Source organism: Pseudoalteromonas sp. SR41-7 (assembly GCF_014163935.1).
Lineage (GTDB): Bacteria > Pseudomonadota > Gammaproteobacteria > Enterobacterales > Alteromonadaceae > Pseudoalteromonas > Pseudoalteromonas distincta.
In genome coordinates this window covers 546,528-565,896 of record NZ_JACJEF010000001.1, presented here as the reverse complement: position 1 = coordinate 565,896, position 19,369 = coordinate 546,528, and the positions used below count along the sequence as shown (strand labels likewise).

The window sequence follows — 19,369 nt, the reverse complement described above, 5'->3', positions numbered from 1 at the left end:
TATGCACAGTTATTATATTGAAGAATGCAACCCTGAAGTTGGTCATATAAGAGGTTCTAAAGTTGGTATTTTAGAGCATGCAAGTTTGGCCTTTGGTGGGCGCATAGTTGTAGACGAAAATTTTGATGCTTTAGTTGTTAGAAACTTACAGGGAGAGCTTGAGAGCGAAGTAGAGATATTATCTACCTTGGCACCTAAGTTACATGAAGAGTTAGGTTTGGCTGCTTATAAAAGCGTATTTAGATTTGATATTAACCTAATCAATAAAGCTATAACAACAGATTATCACTTTAGTGTGCATGTAAGTAATAACTCAAAAGAGACTCTGATATTTCGTGGTTTTATACAACCAATAGAACTGCCTGATAAGGTTTTACTTATTGTAGGTTCACCTCGTTCAGGTACCTCTGCATTAGGTAAGGCATGCCGTAAAGCATTGAAAGCCCATGCACATGGGGAATCACATGTAATAGAGGGTATTTCTAAAGCCTTACAAGGAACGGATGTGTTTTTTGAGCAGTCAATTACAGCAGGTATTAATGGCAATTTGGTAAACGCTGTGCCTAAAACCGTATTGCTTGCAGAGCATTTGAATATGCTCCGAAGAATATATAAGCTGTATTACGGTAATAGTATTCATTTAGATAAAACTCCAGGAATACCAATGCTGCAAAGTTTACCTTTTGCGTTAATGGCTTGGCCTAATGCCAAAGTTATTTTTTGTAAAAGAAGAGCAATGGAAAATATTCAGTCTCGAATTATTAAATTCCCCAAAGTTAGTTTTTTACAGCATGTAAAACAGTGGCGTCAAACATTTGTAGCATGGCGGCAATCTCGTCAAATAATAAACCAATTATTAAAACGTAATGACTGGTTTATTGAAGTAGATCAGTTTGATATGGCCAATAGCCCTGAGCAAGTAGTAGGTAAGCTGCGTAATTTTTTAATATTGACAGAGGGCGAGAAAAAACGCCTTTTTACCCAGCTAGCTTCTTCAGATAGGCCAGAGAAAACGTCGATATCTACTTCGAAAGTAAAGTCTTTAGAAGAATTTAATTGGAGTCACACACAGTTGCTAGAGCTTAAAGAGTATTGCGATACAGAAATGACATTACAAAACTATAGTTACAGTAATTCATATTATAAAAATCGCAGTCAGCAGGAAGAGTTTAATGAGTAAAGTAGTTTTACATATAGGTACTGAAAAAACAGGCACAACCAGTATTCAGCACTTTATGTCACAAAATAGACAGGCCTTACTTGCCAAGGGTATCGTATATCCTAACTTAGGCTCTAGGAAAGATGCTCATTTTGACCTGGTTAATTCAGTACATCCTCTTGATAATGGAGGGCGTCATATGGAGTTTTTAGGGCCCGTAACTCAACCGGTTGACTTTTTATGGAATAAACTAGAAGAGTGCATTAATGAGCACCCAAATAAAACTATCGTTTTGAGTGCTGAGCACTTTAGTTCAAGGCTAAGAGAGCATGCACTAAAATACATAAGAGATTTTTTTGAAAAGTTAAGTATTACGCCACAGATAATAATATATCTTAGGCCCCAAGCTGACTATATAGAATCATCATATTCAACTGAAATTAAAGCAGGTAGCCCCAAGGTTTTTAAAAAGGTTATGGAGCAGTATCAGTCACAGTCTCTGCGATATGACTATGAACAGCTTATTGATCTTTGGTCAAGCTTTTTTAATAAAGACTCAATTAACATTATTCCCTACGAAAAATCATCCATTGGTGACGATATAAGGCTAAATTTTCTATCGGCTATTGGAGTTACAGATCTTTCTGGGCTTGACCTAGCTAAGGCAAAGCTTAATAAAAAATGGAGCAATCCAATGTTAGAGTTCGCTCGATTAGCTAATGCAAGAATGACGCATATTACTGGTCAACAGAGGCTAGATTTTTTAACATTTGCCCAAGAGATAATTGATATTGAGTTAAAGCCGCAGCCATCACATTTAATGACTATCGAGCAATACAACGAAGTTATGGCTTATTACGAAAGTTCTAATGCTAGAATGTGCAAGAAATATATGCCTAATAGGCAAGTGTTATTTATGGACGAAGTAAAGTTAAATCCATTTAGAGAAACTGTATCAACACCTTTTTTAACACAGTTTGATTTTATTAAAATTATTTATACATTATTTTTAAAAGGGTATAAGTAAACCGTTGGCTGGTTTAAGTTGTGGTTTACTATTTTTAGTACACAACATAAACTTGCTCTCTCGACTCAAGGATGAAAAGCGGCTGTAATTAAAGTGGCTATTGAATTCCGATGAATATATTTTAGTTTTAACTATCATGGTATTAATCAAAATGGAAAGTATTGCAGACCTGCAAATTTCACAAGCTCGTTTTTCGTCTTTTGGAACTTCGTTTATGGGCCCTACGCTGAGCTTTTTTTCGCATAACTTAGCAACAGACACACCTAAAAACACCCCACTTTTCTTTCTTGCTAGGGAAGGGTATTGGCTCGAAAAAGCTTACCAACAGTATTTATCGGGTAGTGACAAACAAGGTAATAGTTGTTATTTACTAGCATCACGCGCCTTCTTATTTAAATTACTTTTGAGTGATAGCAGAAGCTATGAGTATTCTTTAAAAGGTGACTTTAATGGCTCTTTTTTCGACTTGATGCGCACGCGTTTTTTACTTTCAAATGCAGAAATACTGCAAGTATTTAGTAAAGATATCATCCAGGAACTTGTATATTTACCTCACGACAGAAAAAAAATAATAGCTGTTTTAAATCAGCACCAAGAGTTACTAGATAATGTTATCTCTTATATTAAAAAACCCTATTTAGCCTATTTAGCATCATTAGGTGTTACTGCTCAAAGTACACTTCATTTAGTCGATTTAGGTTACTCAGGTACTATTCAGTCATTACTGACTATTTTATTGAATAAAGACACGGTTGGTCATTATCTAATATCTTCTAAACCTGGAGAACATCGCATAGCCGATAACACAGCAACAATGAAAGGCTATTTAAAAGAAGGCGTGAAGTTAGGCGAGGGATACCTGCCATTGGATCGTTCTATGTTTTTGGAATCTTTGTTAACAGCGCCTTTCGGGCAGTTTAGAAGTATTAGGTTTAATACATTTGATAAAAATACGTTTGATTTTTACTATGGGCGTAAAGTTGCGTCACAGCGCTATTTTTATGAATTAGAGCAAGTTATGGCTGGAGCACTTGAGTATTGTCACCATACAGGTAAGCATCAAATAGAGTTTAATAGTGATGAGTTAGAGCTGCTACTAAATAATTATTTAAGCAAACCTAATATGATTCCCAGAAGCACTAAGCATATATTTGATATTGACGATGACGTGACAGGTAATGGTACCGTCAATGCACTACAATTTTTTGGTTTAGCATAATGATAAATAAACAACTTATAAAAAAAACGATGCCGGGTGTATTTAGCTATGTTAAAAGCCAGCCACAACTATTTAAATTAGCAAAGCGAATAGATGAGCGTATACAAACACGTGAGTATGCTAAGTTAAACGCTAATGATAAAGGGTACACAACTAAAGATATTTCATATTTGCTAAGTAGAGCTAAGCAGGCCGGTTTATTTGATTACGCTTGGTATAGCGCGCAGCAGTGTCGTACATTTAGCTGTGAGCTTGAAGCGTTTGAAGATTACTTGCATAAAGGAAAATTTAGCTGTGTAAACCCAAGCCCAAATTTTGATACAGAGCTTTATTACAAATGTAATACAGACATTTATTTACAAGGCGAACATGCTTTAGTCCATTATTTAAATCACGGCCAGCAAGAAGGGCGCACATCGCTACCTGCCACTCAAAAATGGCATCCAAAAGCAATACAAAGCACTGCAGATGGTGGTGCTACCTCATTAAAAATAGCAATGTGCTTTCATGTTTTTTATGATGAGTTTATTGACTACTACTGTGATGCTTTGGCTAAATTTCCACAATCAGTAGATGTTTTTGTGAGTGTAGCTAATGATGAGCTTGCTAAAAAAGCAACAAACGATTTCGAAGCTTGTGCAAAAGTAAATAACGTGACGGTAAAAGTAGTGCCTAACCATGGTCGAAATTTTGGACCTATGCTTGTTGAGTTTGCAAGCGAGCTACAAAGCTATGATTTGTTTTGCCATATGCACTCTAAAAAGTCTCTGTACTCGGGCCGAGCTCAAACACAATGGGCAGATTACTTAGGTGAGTATTTGTTAAAAGACCAGCATGTTATTAAGCAAGTACTTAATCATTTTAACGATAACCCTAAAAGTGGAATATATTACCCCACTTCATTTTGGATGATGCCTGATTGGGTTAATCATTGGCTAAAAAACAAGCCTCATGCACAAAAAATAGCAAAAGAGTGGGGCATAGAGTTAAGTGATGACTTTTTATCTTACCCTGCCGGTGGCATGTTTTGGGCAAGGCCTGATGCATTAAAGCAGCTTTTAGATAAAAGTTATCAGTATGATGACTTCCCTGCAGAGCCGCTCCCAAATGATGGTTCAGAACTGCATGCGCTTGAGCGAATGCTTGGTCTACTGGTAGAGAAAAACGGCTTTAAACAACTATATTACTATCCAAAATCGGGGCAGTTAACGTTTGACAATAGCTTTATTTTAGCCCAATACGTTAACACTCAAGAGAATTTACGCCATCAACTTGGTGCATTTGATCATATTAGCTTTGACGTATTTGATACGTTAGTGAGGCGCAAGTATCAAGCGCCAGATTATGCTAAGTTATTGCTCGGTAAGTCTTTGGTGAAAAGTAAAATAGTAAGTGATGCCCATAGCTTTGTTAAAACACGTAATGACGCTGAGTTTGAAGTTAGAAAAGAGAAAAACTTTATTGGCGACGTTGATATTTTTGAAACGTATAAATACTTGGCAAACCAATTAGGCTGGACGAAAGAGCAAGCTGAACAGTATGCCGAACAAGAATTTGCCTATGATTTAGATATGATTGAACCTAAAGACGAAATGGTTGATCTATTTAATGAGCTTATAATAGTTAACAAACGCGTGACTGTTGCCTCTGATACTTACTATACGCAAGAGCAAGTGTCGCTTATGCTTGCTAAAGTGGGAGTCAGTGTTGGATTTGAGTTATTGGTGTCAAGTAACTTGGGTAAGCGTAAAGACAACGGCACTCTCTGGCAGCATATAAAAGAAAGCCTACCTGCAAAACAAAGTTTTATTCATGTTGGAGATAATGCTGTTGCTGATGCACAAATTCCGGGAGATTATGGCTTGCAAAATTTGCATATTCTTAATCCATTAGATAAATGGCATGCAGGCGGGTTTAATAACCCTTTCGTCGGCGATTTAAATTTAAATGAAGCGCAGATCCTCAAGTGGGGACCGCTGGTCAGTGATTTTGGCCGTTTTCCGTTTTTAGGTGAGTAGTTAATGAAGCGTAAGTTGTTTTTACATGTTGGACCACATAAAACGGGTACAACTTTAATCCAAAAAGTGTGCTTAGATAACCAACAGGCGTTGTTAAGTGGTGGTGTGTTTTACCCAAAGAACTACGTTCGTATTTTTGGACATCATCTGATTCGCGATCTTATTAAAGGGAGACAATTATCTGAGTCTGACTCTAATTTTTTCAAAGAGATCGACTCAGATATTCTATTGTCTAGTGAAGATTTTATTTCTTTCTCAATCAAAGATTTTGAGTATATAAAAACATTTTTTAGCGATTTTGATGTCCATGTTATATACAGTTGGCGAAGAGCTAGTTTGAAAATGTATTCAATTTGGCAAGAGCTAATTAAACATGGTCAGTCTGTATCTTTTTTCGAGTTTTATCATAACCATTTAGCTAGGCCTGCTCAGAGCTATATGCTTTCTGCAGATTTGCAGGTAGAACGCTTTGTTAAGGTTTTCGGAATTAAAAAAGTACATTTGATTGATTATGACAAAGCGGCTAAAGATAAAAATTTATTAGAATTGTTTTTTTCTATAATTAACTGTAAATACTCAAAAGAATATCTAGAAAAGTCAGAGAGTAAAGTATCTAATAATCGTTCTTTAAACCCTTTTGATACTGAGACTATCCGGATCTTAAACAAAATAATGTCATCGAAGTATGGAATGCATGGTAATGATGTGAGAGAAGCATACCTAGACCATTATTCTGAGCTGGATATCACTGAACTGCATCAAATAATGCAGACGCAAGTAACTAGCTTACCTGTTGGTAACTATTTCATAGATAAAAAAACTGAAAGGGTAATGTATAGCAAGTTTAAGGAAAATTTCATAAATTTTGAGCAAGCACAATACACAAGCTCGATAACATTGATACAAGATAGCTGGCTTATGAACTCTGAAGCAATCACATTGATAAATAATCTTGCAGATAGAATTCATGAGAAGGTTAAAAGTGACTAATATGGGATCCCAGCCTGAACTAAAAATAAAATTAGTAGCTATAGCTAAAGATGAAGCTGCCTATATTCCTGAATGGGTTCACCATCACTTGTTCGTTGGCTTTGATAAAATTGAAATCTTTATAAATCGGACTTCTGATAATAGCGAACAGGTATTAAATGCAATTAATGCACAATACCCAAATGTTACATGGGATTATGCTGATTGGATTGATAGCTGCCCGTTAGAAGCTCATAAACATATTCAGTTTATTACTTATGCTAATGCTAAGTACCAGTGCCAAAAAGAAGGTAAATATAGTCATATTTTCTTTTTAGACATTGATGAATTTTTAATACTTGATGAATTAACCACATCTATACACGATTTGATTAAACGATTTCCTGCGGATACTCCTATTGCATTTGAGTGGCTGAATGATTGTACACCAACGGCTGAAGCTTTTAGCAAAATACCACCTACGTTAACAGGTAACCTATCGCCTTTAGTTAAGACCTTATTACCCGTGGATATAGTGATAAAAGAGTTTCGTCATCATTTGCCCTTGTTTAAAGAGCAGATCAACACGATGTTGGTTGACCATTCTTTGTTTAAATCGCAGGAGAAGGTTAAACAAGCTTTAGATTCAAGTGTTAATTCGTTGAAATCAAGCTTTATTTATCATAGAGCTCATCGCTCTCAATACGAGTATGTCTCGTTGCTTTATCGAGGACGTCCTGGTGATACATTTGCGTATAAAAGTAATCGAAGAGGCTACCCTCAACTTACAAGCAAATCCAGTTCTGTACTGCTAAATGAAAAAGTTTATACAGAGTATCAGGCTAGCTTTGAAGTGTTTGTTGATGCCATGGCGATTGGTAAGTTAAGTAAAGTCGCTGAGCAGTTTGTTAGTGAGCGCTATAAAGCGTCAATTGATAATTTGCATAAACATTTATTACAAGATTACCCATTAATGGTCAGGCTGTTTTCGGGGGTTTTTAATGAGCAAGTAACGAGTACTTTTAAAAGCCATAGAGCTGAGCTTATTAAGGCAGACCCTAAAAATGTTGATTTACTTATTAACTTATCGAATGATGCGCAAAAGCAAGATATTGATGAAGCAATTGAAATTATTCTATTAGCTAAAAAAGTAAGGCCTAAGGGACCGCTAATTAATAAAAAATTAGAGCAACTTTTACAGATTAAGCAACAGTCAACGAATAAGTAGTTGTAGGGAAGAAGATGAGTAATTTGATTGTATCGTTAACCTCTTATGGGGAGCGTATTAATAGTGTTCATCATGTTGTTGAATCATTAAAGAGCCAAACGTGCCAAGTTGATAAAATTATATTGTGGTTGGACGAAACTGAGTTATCTCGTGCTGAATTACCAAAAGAATTACTTAACTTAGAAGATGAGCTATTTGAGGTCCAATTTTGCCCAAATTATAAAAGTTATAAAAAATTAGTACCTACATTATTAGCTTATCCTAATACAAACGTAATAACCTTTGATGATGATATAGTTATTCCTCATAACACTGTTGAGGCGTTGGTTGAGGCTAATGTGCGTTACCAAAATACAATTATTGCTACTAGAGGACGATTGATGTCTGCTAGTGACGAAGGGGAATTTGACAGCTACGATACGTGGAGTTTGATCAACAACTCATCGGAAGTATTTGCTAACTACTGTATTTTACCAGTGGGCTACGGTGGAGTTTTTTATCCTTCAGGAAGTTTAAGTAGTGAAGTATGTAATGTAGCTGAATTTACAGCACGAGCCGATAACGCAGATGATATTTGGTTTAAATGTATGTCATTATTAAATCACACGCCTACTTTAATTTTACCTCGTGATGTTTCTAAAAATTACAAAGTGATTGAAAATAGCCAAGAAACAGCTCTTTATTTAACGGTGAATACGCAAGATAGAAATAGGGAATGTTTATACGCAGTTGCTGAGCAATACTCAGATTTAAAAAATTTTTTTAGTCATACTGGATTTAATCAGGTAACTATAAAGAGTGATTTACTGAAGGGGCTGTTAGCAAAGCCTGATTTATTTGAAAATAAAGAAAACGGGGCAAGTTTTTTTCGTGACTCAGCTATTAAAGTTGAAAGAGTGAACATACATTTAGCTCTACAGTTGATGAAATTAGCAAGAAAGTATCGGCCAAAGGGCCCACTTATCATAAAAAAAATAAAAGAATATCAAGCAAAAATAAAAAATAGTTAAGAGCTAACTCATTTGGTTTTTAATTTATGTTTAAGGTTTATTAATGTCAGTTAAGGTAGTTATACATATAGGTCCTCCTAAAACAGGGACCTCTGCAATACAGTATTGTTTAAAGCATGATAGGCAACGCTTAGCTGAAAATGGGATTTATTATCCAAAGCATACTACTGATGTAAATGGGATCAGTTCAGGTAATTTAAATAGTATATATGACGCTAAAGCTAGTTTAGGCCGCTCTATTAATAAAGGTAAAGTTGATAAGCTAATCAACCTTTGTGAAAAGCTGAGCATGCATACCTTACTTTTAAGTTCAGAGTTTTTCTTTGAAAATATGAAAGAGGTTAGTTGTGCGTTCCCTAATGCGATATTTATAGCTTATATTCGTAACCCACTAGATAGTTTTGAATCTTTATATAACCAGTCGGTAAAAAGGCATCATAAAGTCGATCCTATTAAAAACCTCCCCAAGTTGCCTAAATTTTATTTAACTAAACTTGAGGCTATTTTAGATGAAATTGGCGCTAGCCATTTTATTTTACGTGCATATAGCAAAAGTGCATTTGTAGGAGGGAGTATTATTGATGATTTTTATAGTATTTTAAATGTTACTCCACCACTGATAACGAGTAAAAGTATTAATCCTTCTTATAGCTTTGAAGCTTTAGAGTTTAAGCGATGGATAAACCAGTTTTGCTCTCATAGCTTAGCATTAAAAGCTGATAAAATTTTACAAAACTTTAAAAGTGATTTAGGGCCTTTTTCTCTTATTGAGCCAAAAACATATGAGCTATATAAAGAGCAAGCTGTGTGTTTTTTAAATAAGCTGCAAAGTAAGTACTGTATTTTTGGGTTTGAAGGCTTATTAGATGATGTCCATAATGCGAAGCAAAAATTATACAAAAATCAAAAGCTAAGCGAAGAAGATTTTAATCGGGTGGCGAACTATATAGATCACAAAGCACCAGAGGTTTATAAATCTATTTGTAATGCACTTTACCTTTCTAGTTATCGTTCTTGTTACACTGGCACATATGGGCAGGCTTTTATTAAAAAATATAAGCTGTCTGATATTTCGGATAAATATATGTATAAAACACAAGTGATAAATTTTATAAAGCGCTTACTAGGTAAAACTACGAATGCTGAAGAGCTTCCTTTTATGCTTCCAAATTCAGGTGATATTAGTAGACTAAGAAATACACTTCGATTAAGTGATGATGTTAGTGATGTAGATATATTAAGAGAGCTGGCCTTTGTTGCAGAAAAAAATCATGATATTGGGTTAGCTTATATGTTTATGAAAAGAGCACAAAAGTTAAGGCCTAATGGGCCGTTAATTAACAAAAAAATTAAATTGTACGAGCGCAAGATAGATAGCGCCAATACAGAAAAGCAGATCCCCAAGTGAAAATATTAAGAAAAGCTTTAGTAAAAACGCTAAAAGCATTCATCGGTATTTTACCTCTTAGTATTATCGATAAAGCAAAGCAACACCCGAGCTTAGTAGCTGCTTATAGTCGCAATTTGCACAAAAGTGGTTTGCTCTATCAATTACAAACTTTAGATGAGCTGGAGCGTTCTTACGCTGATTATATTCATCAACATAGTAGCTATCTTACAAAGCAAGTTGATTGCTTTTCCAATGTAAATAATAGTGGTTGCTCGTTAATAGTTTGCGTAACCGATTACAGTCCTAGTAAATTACTTGATACCTTTAACAGTATAAATGAGCAGCATACCCCATTTGTAAATATCGTTGTGTATTGCCACAATAATAATAAAAGCGATATTAGTGATTTTTTAAACTTAAATAGCAAATTAAATTTAAATGTTGTTTGTTCATTAAGTGAACAGGGGGGGGCTAGTAAAATAATTAACGAACCGTGCTTTTTTGTATATGCTGGTGATGTATTACACCCGTATTTAGGGTTTGTACTTGCTACAGAGTTGTCGCAATCAACCGAGCTGACTTATGTTGATACTGATTTATTAAGTATCAAGGGTAAAAAAAGAGAGTTTGCTGATTTTAAACCTAGTTGGAATCCAGATTTACAGCTGACTAACGGTTATATTAGTTCGGGTATTTGGGTTAAACAATTAAGAGGTTTTGATGCTGAAAAGTTTCCTCTCAATAAATTTATGCTGAGTATATATGTATGTACTCGCCATCTTAAAAATCCTAGTTTAAAGGTTGGGCATATAGCTCAGGTATTACTTTCAAGAGAGCCTACACTACCTGATTTTAGTGATGCTAAAAGCCAATTAAGCGTTTTATATGATTCATTTGCGAGTGTTGTACCATCAGGGTTACCAAGTGTTTATTTACGATGGCATTTAGATAAAAAACCATTAGTGTCGATTATTATTCCTACGCGTAATGGTTTGGATTTAGTAAAAAACTGCATTGACTCTATTTTAAGTAAAACTACTTATGATAACTATGAAGTTTTGCTTATTGATAATGCTTCAGATGATCCTGACTGCATTAAATATTTCAATGAGTTAAGCAAGCATTCAAAAATTAAGGTGTTTAATTACGCCGCCGAATTTAATTACTCGGCTATAAATAATTTTGCAGCTAAAAAAGCCTCGGGCGAGGTATTGGCATTAGTAAATAACGATGTTGAAGTTATTGAACCTGATTGGCTGTTAAACATGGTTAGCCATGTTATGCGAGATGATATAGGTTGTGTGGGTGCAAAGCTTTTGTATTCAGATAATCGTATTCAGCACGCGGGAGTTGTATTGGGCTATGGTGGCGGTGCAGGGCACGGGCATAAGTACTTTCCTGATGATCATTTTGGTTATATGAATCGCTTAGTTGCTACTCAAAATTATAGTGCGGTAACTGCTGCGTGTTTACTTATAAAAGCAGATGATTTCTGGGCCGTTGGGGGCCTTAACGCTGAGAAGCTGGCCATTGCGTTTAACGATGTTGATTTATGTTTAAAAGTATTGCAGTTAGGTAAACGAAACTTATATTGTGCAGAAGCTATTTTGTACCATCATGAGTCTGTATCGCGCGGACACGAAGATACGCCTGAAAAAGTGCGGCGCTTTAATGCTGAGCTTAATTATTTGCAAACTACGTGGTGTGACTTTATTGCTAACGACCCTGCATATAATCCTAATTTAACCCGTAGACGTGAAAATTTTGCGATTAAGCCTTTTAGGTAGTTAATAAAAAGTAAAACTAGCGTTATTATTCGTTATGTTTTTTTGTGTGCTTAATTAAAGTAAGCTAGAATTGCTTCTAGTTTGTAAATGACTGTTTGTTTGAGTTGTTTTATCTTTTTATAGAGAGAGTATGATCCCAATTTCGGCAACTAATAATCAGTTTATATTGCAGTCTACTTACCCAATTGCAAGTAGCGTAAGTGTTGTTTGTGGTATGTCTGTTTATATCAACGACCGGCTAGAGTGGGTAAAACAAGCAGTTGAAAGTGTTTTAAACCAAACTTTACCTGCTGATTTATTTATGATCGTGCTCGATGGTGAAGTAGCAGACGATATTGCTATTTACTTAACTAAAATAGAAAAACAACACCCAAATTTAGCGCTAGTGCATGGCCTAAAAAATAAAGGGTTAAGCACATGCATGAACTACATTATCGACTCAACCTTACCACTAAATCCAGAATACTTTTTTAGAATGGATGCCGATGATATTTGCGTACCTCACCGTTTTGAAAAACAAGTTACTTTACTAAATAAGCATCAAGATGTTGATGTGCTTGGCTCTGCTTTGTGGGAAGTAGACGAACAAGGTAACAGAGCGGGTATACGTAGGTTACCCCTTACTCATTCTAAATTAATTTGCGCTTTTTCGCGTCGTTGCCCTATAAACCATCCTACGGTTGCTATTAGGTATAGTGTATTTACACGTGGGCATAGGTATTTAACTAATATGCTTAACACTCAAGACTATTTTTTATGGATAGCACTGGCAAAAGATGGCTGCAAATTTGCGAATGTAAAAGAGCCATTACTTCATTTTAGGCGCATAAATGGTTTTTATAAGCGCCGTGGTAGAGGTAAGTCGGTAAATGAATTTAAAGCTAGGCTTTTAGCTATGGATTCCCTTAAGCAAAAGTCGTTACAAAATTATTGTTATGCGTTATTTGTATTAGTATTACGAATGATGCCTTCATGGATTATAAAAGTTGCATATAAAGCCGACCGCTTTATATTGGGCTTAAATAAACACAATTAATTATGATTGGTGCAGTTTTAGTTGTTTATAAGCCCGACCTAGCGTTAACAGAACGATTATTAACGCGTTTATATGGGCAAACAGAAGAAGTGGTTATAGTTGATAATAGCCCAACCCCTCACGATTTCACAAAAGTAATTAGTCATTACCATTATATTCATCTTGCTGATAACTCGGGTATTGCGCATGCGCATAATGCTGGGCTTATTTATCTTTTAAAAGCAGGGTGTGAGTATGCCATTTTACTTGACCAAGACAGCTTAATACCTACTGATATGGTTTTCAATTTAAGCAGTTTGCTTAAGGCATCTACTAAAGTGAAGCAAAATGTAGTTGCTATTGGCCCTAGAATTCGTTGTAGTTTTTCAGATAAAAAAGTAAACCCTATGGTTCAAAAAGAGGTGTTTGAATACGACGACCTAGTCGGTGTTACTCAAATTATTGCTTCAGGGATGATGATAGATTTAAGCGCTCTTGATCATATAGGTTTAAAAGACGAATCTTTATTTATTGATGGGGTTGACCATGAATGGTGCTGGCGTGCTCGAAGTATGGGGTTTGATATTGCTAAAGCCAAAAATATAGAAATGGTTCATCGTTTAGGAGACTCACGTAGTAAGTTTGTGGGTATAACTTATAAAGTTGGTGCCCCAATTAGGCTGTATTATCAGTTTAGAAATATTTTATTGTTGAGCCGCAGGGCTTACGTTCCAAATTATTGGAAAGTAAGGTGTTTGTTTTTTATGCCGATTCGCTTTTTTTTAAATTCTGTTATGCAAAAAAATAGGCGTAAGCGCCTTGGGTTTATGCTTAAAGGTATTTACGATGGATTGCTAGGAAAAAAAGGCTCTTATGATGAACATTGGAAATAGTATAAAAAGAGCGACTATATAGGTTTTGTAATCACTCATAAAATGAGTAACTACCACCACTGAGAAGAGAGGGAGAAGTGAAAGAGAAGATCTAATAACTTCTCTGTGTAGCGCGAAGTGCTTCTGTGCTCTCGGTGGTAAAAATGTTTTGTAGGTGAGGTTTTATACCTCGCTTATGGTGTAAGTGATTAAGACATTATTATCACCACCGAGAAGACAAGGAGAAGTGAAAGAGAAGATCTAATAACTTCTCTGTGTAGCGCGAAGCGCCTCGGTGCCCTCGGTGGTAAAATTGTTTTGGGCTAAATGCTCATAAAGTGATTAAGACATTATTATCACCACAGAGAACACAGAGAAGTGAAAGAGAAGATCTAATAACTTCTCAGTGTAGCGCGAAGCGCCTCAGTGTTCTCGGTGGTAAAAATGTTTTGTAGGTGAAGTTTTATACCTCGCTTATAGAGTAAGTGATTAAGACATTATTATCACCACAGAGAACACAGAGAAGTGAAAGAGAAGATCTAATAACTTCTCTGTGTAGCGCGAAGCGCCTCGGTGTTCTCGGTGGTAAAATTGTTTTGGGCTAAATGCTCATAAAGTGATTAAGACATTATTATCACCACCGAGAAGACAAGGAGAAGTGAAAGAGAGGATCTAATAACTTCTCAGTGTAGCGCGAAGTGCTTCTGTGCTCTCGGTGGTAAAAATGTTTTGTAGGTGAGGTTTTATACCTCGCTTATAGAGTAAGTAATTAAGACATTATTATCACCACCGAGAAGACAAGGAGAAGTGAAGGAGAAGATCAAATAACTTCTCCGTGTAGCGCGAAGCGCCTCGGTGCCCTCGGTGGTAAAATTGTTTTGGGCTAAATGCTCATAAAGTGATTAAGACATTATTATCACCACAGAGAACACAGAGAAGTGAAAGAGAAGAGCTAATAACTTCTCTGTGTAGCGCGAAGCGCATCTGTGTTCTCGGTGGTAAAAATGTTTTGTAGGTGAGGTTTTATACCTCGCTTATAGAGTAAGTGATTAAGACATTATTATCACCACAGAGAAGTGAAAGAGAAGAGCTAATAACTTCTCTGTGTAGCGCGAAGCGCCTCTGTGTTCTCGGTGGTAAAATTGTTTTGTAGGTGAGGTTTTATACCTCGCTTATAGAGTAAATAAGGATTATTTACTCTCTTGATGATGCACGCAGCACCTTAGTGAAGAATATAGTACTATGAACGCATACTTGCGCATTGAATGCGGTGTTTATAATATTTAAACTAGTACGCATAATAGTTTTAGTTTAGCCAAATAATATTTTAATAATTGGCTTGGATGGATTTTGATAATTTAGGATATAAACAAACGTTATGAATGAAGAAAAGTTAACTCACCTTAAGGCGCTCGAAGCCGAATCAATTCATATAATGCGTGAAGTAGCCGCAGAATTTGATAATCCAGTAATGCTTTACTCTGTTGGTAAAGACTCTTCGGTATTACTACATTTAGCACGTAAAGCTTTTTATCCAGGTAAAATACCTTTTCCGTTAATGCACGTAGATACAAACTGGAAATTTAAAGAAATGATTCAGTTTAGAGATCAAATGGCTGAAAAGCATGATTTCGATTTAATTGTTCATAAAAATCCTGAAGGTTTAGAAATGGGGATTAGCCCATTTGTTCATGGTAGTGCTAAACATACTGACATTATGAAAACTCAAGGTTTAAAGCAAGCCCTTGATATGAATGGTTTTGATGCTGCATTTGGTGGTGCTCGTCGCGATGAAGAAAAATCTCGTGCTAAAGAGCGTGTTTATTCATTCCGTGATAAAAACCACCGTTGGGATCCTAAAAACCAACGCCCAGAACTTTGGAATGTTTATAACAGCAAAGTCGATAAAGGTGAAAGCATTCGCGTATTCCCACTTAGCAATTGGACTGAGTTAGATATTTGGCAATATATTTACCTTGAAGGTATTGAAATTCCGTCATTATATTTTGCACAAGAGCGTCCGGTTGTTGAGCGTGATGGCACATTAATTATGGTTGATGATGAACGAATGGAGCTTGAAAAAGGCGAAGAAGTTCAGCAAAAAATGGTTCGCTTTAGAACATTGGGTTGTTATCCATTAACTGGTGCTGTTGAGTCTGTGGCTCAAACATTACCTGAAATTATCCAAGAAATGCTGCTTTGTACTACGTCAGAGCGCCAAGGCAGAGTAATCGATAACGATTCAGCTGGTTCTATGGAAAAGAAAAAAATGGAAGGTTATTTCTAACCATACGTTAGAAGCTTTAAGAGACAAGTTATTACTAAATTATAAATAACTACTTGTTATTAACCTATTATGAACCAAATTTCAGAGAAAATTATGACACAAGATACAAACTTACTTGCAACCGATATTGAAGCTTATTTAAAAGTACACGAAAACAAAGATATGCTGCGTATTTTAACCTGCGGCAGTGTAGATGATGGTAAATCAACGTTAATTGGCCGCTTACTTTACGACAGCAAAATGATCTTTGAAGATCAGATGGCTGCTATCGAAAAAGATTCAAAACGCTTTAACACTACAGACAACGATTTTGACTTAGCGCTTTTAGTTGATGGCCTTCAGTCGGAGCGTGAGCAAGGTATTACAATTGATGTTGCATATAGATACTTTGCAACGGACCAACGTAAATTTATTATTGCTGATACGCCAGGGCATGAGCAATATACTCGTAATATGGCAACGGGCGCTTCAACATGTGATTTAGCAATTATTTTGATTGATGCTCGCCATGGTGTGCAAGTTCAAACACGTCGCCATAGCTATATTTGTTCTTTGTTAGGAATTAAAAATGTAGTTATTGCTATTAATAAAATGGATGCAGTTGGTTACGAGCAATCTGTTTATCAAAACATTAAAAAAGATTACCGAGAGTTTGCTGAAAAACTATCTTTTGATGATATACGTTTTGTACCAATTTCGGCACTGCGTGGTGATAACGTAGTAAATGAAAGTGAAGCGATGTCTTGGTATCCTGGCTCTACGCTAATGAAGCTTTTAAACACGGTTTCAGTGACGCATGCTAAAAATGATGAATTTAGACTGCAAGTACAATATGTTAACCGCCCTAATTTAGATTTTCGTGGCTTTAGCGGCACTATAGCTGCTGGCGATATTAGAGTGGGGGATACTGTTGCGTCATTACCTTCAGGTAAAGAAAGTAAAGTTAAATCAATAGTTACTTTTGATGGCAACCTTGAAAAAGCTTCTGCGGGTATGGCTATTACATTAACGCTTGAAGATGAGATTGATGTTAGTCGTGGCGATATGCTAGTGCGCCCTCATCAAAAACCTCATTCATCTGCTAATTTAGAAGCTGATGTGGTTTGGATGACTGAAGAGGCATTACAAGTTGAGCGTGAGTATGAAATAAAAGTTGGCAGTAAGTCTGTTTTTGGCCACGTAGAAGCTGTTAACTATAAAGTTGACGTGAATACGCTAGAGCAAAAAGAAGCGTCGCAGCTAAACTTAAATGAGATTGGTAACTGTCAATTTGCTTTAACAGCACCTGTACAATTTGATGCTTATGATACTAATAAGCACACAGGAGCGTTTATTATTATTGATCGCTTAACTAACGTAACTGTTGGTGCTGGGATGATACGTAAGCCTCTGGATGCTAAAACGAATAAATCGCAAAGCCAACACTCTGTTTTTGAAGTTGAGTTTAATGCGTTGGTTCGTAAACACTTTCCTCATTGGGATGCAAAAGTAATCCGATAGATTGCTCGTGCTAAGCATTGCGGGCTTTTTTAGCCCGCACTTTTGTTTTATTAACTATGGATGGCTACTATAATTATGCCATTAGATGCTTATCTAACGCTTTTTATTTTTGCACTTACGGTTTCTGGATTAATTGTTATTCAAGGAAGGCCTGTCGCTGTTTTTGGAGCGACACTTATTGCTTTGATAGCTTGTGATTTGGTTACCAAAGAGCAATTTTTAACAAGTATTGCAAACCCTGGTTTAGTGACTTTAATTTTACTTGTATTGTGCTCTTTAGCACTTGAAAAAACACGTTTGTTAAGGGTTGTAGCATCTAAAATAATTGTGAGTAGTTACCATTCTACTTGGTTTAGGTTATTTGGAGTTACTACACTTTTTTCGTCTATTTTAAATAATACAGCTGTTGTCGCTACGTTACTTTCTCCTATACGTAATAATCCTCACCACTTTTCGAGTAAACTACTTTTACCTCTTTCCTACGCTTCTATTTTAGGTGGTACTTTAACACTTATAGGAACGTCAACTAATTTGATTGTTAACTCAATGTATATTGAGGCTTCTGGACGTTCACTGTCGTTTTTTTCGTTCACAGCAATTGGGGCTATTTTAGTTGTTTGCTGTGGTGTTGTTATGTATTTTTGCACGAATATGTTACCCAGTATTGAGCAAAAAAAGGCGACCTCTGAAGGGTATTTTATTGATGCTAAGGTTGCTGAAAACTCTGAGCTTATCGGGCGTTCCGTTGAAGCTAATGGCTTAAGGCATTTAGAGTCATTGTTTTTGGTTGAAATAGTGAGAAAGGGGCACTTAATTAGCCCCGTGTCTCCTTCGGAGGTTATACAGTGCTCTGATAGGCTTATATTTTGTGGCGAAGTTACTAAGTTACTTCAGCTTGGACAATTTACAGGCTTAGAGATTTTTGCTGAAAAAAACGGTACGTTAAATAGCAATTTAACTGAAGTAGTGGTTAGACAGGAAAGTATTATTGTTGGTAAAACCTTAAAAACAACAGGTTTTAGGGCTTTATTTGATGCCGCTGTAGTTGCAATTAGACGCGATGGTGAGCAGGTCTCTGGAAAGTTAGGGGATGTTGTAATTCGTTCTGGTGACTTTTTAGTCTTAGCGGTGGGTAAAGATTACAAAACAAGAACCAATATTAATAAAAACTTTTTAGTACTTTCTGGTGTTGAGCCTGAATCAAGAATAAATGGGTGGCGTGCTTGGCTATCTATTGGTGGGTTTATTTCAATCATTGTACTGGCCGCTTTTGGTATTCTAGATTTATTAGAAGGTTTAGTATTATTACTCGGAGCGTTATTATTCACTCATAGTTTAACTACGAATGAGCTGGTTAGACGCTTTCCAGTTGATATTTGGTTAGTTGTTTCGTCGGCAATTTTGCTTTCAAATGCTTTAGTTAATTCTGGTGTAGTAGTTACATTAGGCGATTTTATTGGTCAGTATAACGATCCGAGTTATGTATATATTGCTTTAATTTTTGTTTATATAGCAACTTGGTTAATGACTGAGTTTGTGACTAATAACGCGGCAGCTGCATTAATGTTTCCTATAGGTTATACCATTGCGCTTGGGTTTGGAGTAGATGTATTGCCGTTTGTTATGACAGTTGCTTTTGCTGCAAGTGGAAGCTTTATAAGCCCTTATGGTTATCAAACTAATTTAATGGTTTTTAATGCCGGTAACTATAGATTAAATGACTTTGTTAAAATGGGCTTACCTGTCAGTGTTGTTTATGCAGTGGTTGTTTTAGTTTGTATTCCGGTGTTTTTTCCGTTTAAGTAGACATGTAATGGACTATGGTGTCACATTTTAAATTATATTACGTCGGTGTGGGGTTACCTCGGGCCGTACAAGAATAAAAGGT

14 protein-coding genes are annotated in these 19,369 nt (G+C 36.0%); all 14 read left to right on the top strand.

The window, feature by feature from the left end; genetic code table 11:
- The first annotated feature begins 1 nt into the window (after position 1).
- Positions 2-1,180, top strand: a complete 1,179-nt coding sequence (locus H5092_RS02630) for a sulfotransferase (RefSeq protein WP_182732849.1) — start codon at positions 2-4, stop codon at positions 1,178-1,180.
- Entirely contained in the window at positions 1,173-2,186 is a 1,014-nt protein-coding gene (locus tag H5092_RS02625) for a hypothetical protein (protein WP_182732848.1), read from the top strand. The genes H5092_RS02630 and H5092_RS02625 overlap by 8 nt, the downstream gene beginning before the upstream one ends.
- A 151-nt stretch (positions 2,187-2,337) precedes the next feature.
- Positions 2,338-3,405: an HAD family hydrolase gene (locus tag H5092_RS02620; protein ID WP_259398354.1), complete on the top strand. Its 1,068-nt coding sequence runs from the start codon at positions 2,338-2,340 to the stop codon at positions 3,403-3,405.
- A complete protein-coding gene (locus H5092_RS02615; protein WP_182732847.1) occupies positions 3,405-5,423 on the top strand; it encodes a rhamnan synthesis F family protein in 2,019 nt (672 codons plus the stop codon). The genes H5092_RS02620 and H5092_RS02615 overlap by 1 nt, the downstream gene beginning before the upstream one ends.
- A gap of 3 nt (positions 5,424-5,426) precedes the next feature.
- A complete protein-coding gene (locus H5092_RS02610) occupies positions 5,427-6,413 on the top strand; it encodes a hypothetical protein (protein ID WP_182732846.1) in 987 nt (328 codons plus the stop codon).
- A gap of 1 nt (position 6,414) precedes the next feature.
- The gene (locus H5092_RS02605) at positions 6,415-7,620 is read left to right on the top strand and encodes a glycosyltransferase family 2 protein (RefSeq protein WP_182732845.1); all 1,206 of its coding nucleotides are present in this window, start codon (positions 6,415-6,417) and stop codon (positions 7,618-7,620) included.
- Between the two features lie 14 nt (positions 7,621-7,634).
- Entirely contained in the window at positions 7,635-8,630 is a 996-nt protein-coding gene (locus tag H5092_RS02600; protein WP_182732844.1) for a hypothetical protein, read from the top strand.
- Positions 8,631-8,673: 43 nt separating this feature from the next.
- Positions 8,674-10,038, top strand: coding sequence for a hypothetical protein (locus H5092_RS02595; protein WP_182732843.1), 1,365 nt, complete (start codon positions 8,674-8,676; stop codon positions 10,036-10,038).
- Positions 10,035-11,807 (top strand): glycosyltransferase, encoded by a 1,773-nt coding sequence (locus H5092_RS02590; RefSeq protein ID WP_182732842.1) that lies wholly within the window; start codon positions 10,035-10,037, stop codon positions 11,805-11,807. Before H5092_RS02595 ends, H5092_RS02590 begins: the two co-directional genes overlap by 4 nt.
- A 130-nt stretch (positions 11,808-11,937) precedes the next feature.
- Positions 11,938-12,843, top strand: coding sequence for a glycosyltransferase (locus H5092_RS02585; protein ID WP_182732841.1), 906 nt, complete (start codon positions 11,938-11,940; stop codon positions 12,841-12,843).
- Between the two features lie 2 nt (positions 12,844-12,845).
- Positions 12,846-13,715 carry a glycosyltransferase family 2 protein gene (locus tag H5092_RS02580; protein WP_182732840.1) on the top strand — a complete coding sequence of 290 codons (870 nt, stop codon included), beginning with the start codon at positions 12,846-12,848 and terminating at the stop codon, positions 13,713-13,715.
- A 1,357-nt stretch (positions 13,716-15,072) separates the two neighbouring features.
- Positions 15,073-15,981, top strand: coding sequence for a sulfate adenylyltransferase subunit CysD (gene cysD / locus H5092_RS02575; protein ID WP_182732839.1), 909 nt, complete (start codon positions 15,073-15,075; stop codon positions 15,979-15,981).
- A gap of 93 nt (positions 15,982-16,074) precedes the next feature.
- The gene (gene cysN / locus H5092_RS02570; protein WP_182732838.1) at positions 16,075-17,481 is read left to right on the top strand and encodes a sulfate adenylyltransferase subunit CysN; all 1,407 of its coding nucleotides are present in this window, start codon (positions 16,075-16,077) and stop codon (positions 17,479-17,481) included.
- Between the two features lie 75 nt (positions 17,482-17,556).
- A complete protein-coding gene (locus H5092_RS02565; RefSeq protein ID WP_182732837.1) occupies positions 17,557-19,287 on the top strand; it encodes an SLC13 family permease in 1,731 nt (576 codons plus the stop codon).
- Positions 19,288-19,369: the final 82 nt, after the last annotated feature.

What these genes read in the sequence shown, in the direction of transcription:
- H5092_RS02615 (WP_182732847.1), top strand. Translation starts at nt 3,405, where the DNA reads ATGATAAATAAACAACTTATAAAAAAAACGATGCCGGGTGTATTTAGC.
- H5092_RS02580 (WP_182732840.1), top strand. Translation starts at nt 12,846, where the DNA reads ATGATTGGTGCAGTTTTAGTTGTTTATAAGCCCGACCTAGCGTTAACA.
- H5092_RS02565 (WP_182732837.1), top strand. Translation starts at nt 17,557, where the DNA reads ATGCCATTAGATGCTTATCTAACGCTTTTTATTTTTGCACTTACGGTT.
- H5092_RS02600 (WP_182732844.1), top strand. Translation starts at nt 7,635, where the DNA reads ATGAGTAATTTGATTGTATCGTTAACCTCTTATGGGGAGCGTATTAAT.
- cysD (WP_182732839.1), top strand. Translation starts at nt 15,073, where the DNA reads ATGAATGAAGAAAAGTTAACTCACCTTAAGGCGCTCGAAGCCGAATCA.
- H5092_RS02620 (WP_259398354.1), top strand. Translation starts at nt 2,338, where the DNA reads ATGGAAAGTATTGCAGACCTGCAAATTTCACAAGCTCGTTTTTCGTCT.
- H5092_RS02625 (WP_182732848.1), top strand. Translation starts at nt 1,173, where the DNA reads ATGAGTAAAGTAGTTTTACATATAGGTACTGAAAAAACAGGCACAACC.
- H5092_RS02605 (WP_182732845.1), top strand. Translation starts at nt 6,415, where the DNA reads ATGGGATCCCAGCCTGAACTAAAAATAAAATTAGTAGCTATAGCTAAA.
- H5092_RS02630 (WP_182732849.1), top strand. Translation starts at nt 2, where the DNA reads ATGCACAGTTATTATATTGAAGAATGCAACCCTGAAGTTGGTCATATA.
- H5092_RS02585 (WP_182732841.1), top strand. Translation starts at nt 11,938, where the DNA reads ATGATCCCAATTTCGGCAACTAATAATCAGTTTATATTGCAGTCTACT.
- H5092_RS02595 (WP_182732843.1), top strand. Translation starts at nt 8,674, where the DNA reads ATGTCAGTTAAGGTAGTTATACATATAGGTCCTCCTAAAACAGGGACC.
- cysN (WP_182732838.1), top strand. Translation starts at nt 16,075, where the DNA reads ATGACACAAGATACAAACTTACTTGCAACCGATATTGAAGCTTATTTA.
- H5092_RS02610 (WP_182732846.1), top strand. Translation starts at nt 5,427, where the DNA reads ATGAAGCGTAAGTTGTTTTTACATGTTGGACCACATAAAACGGGTACA.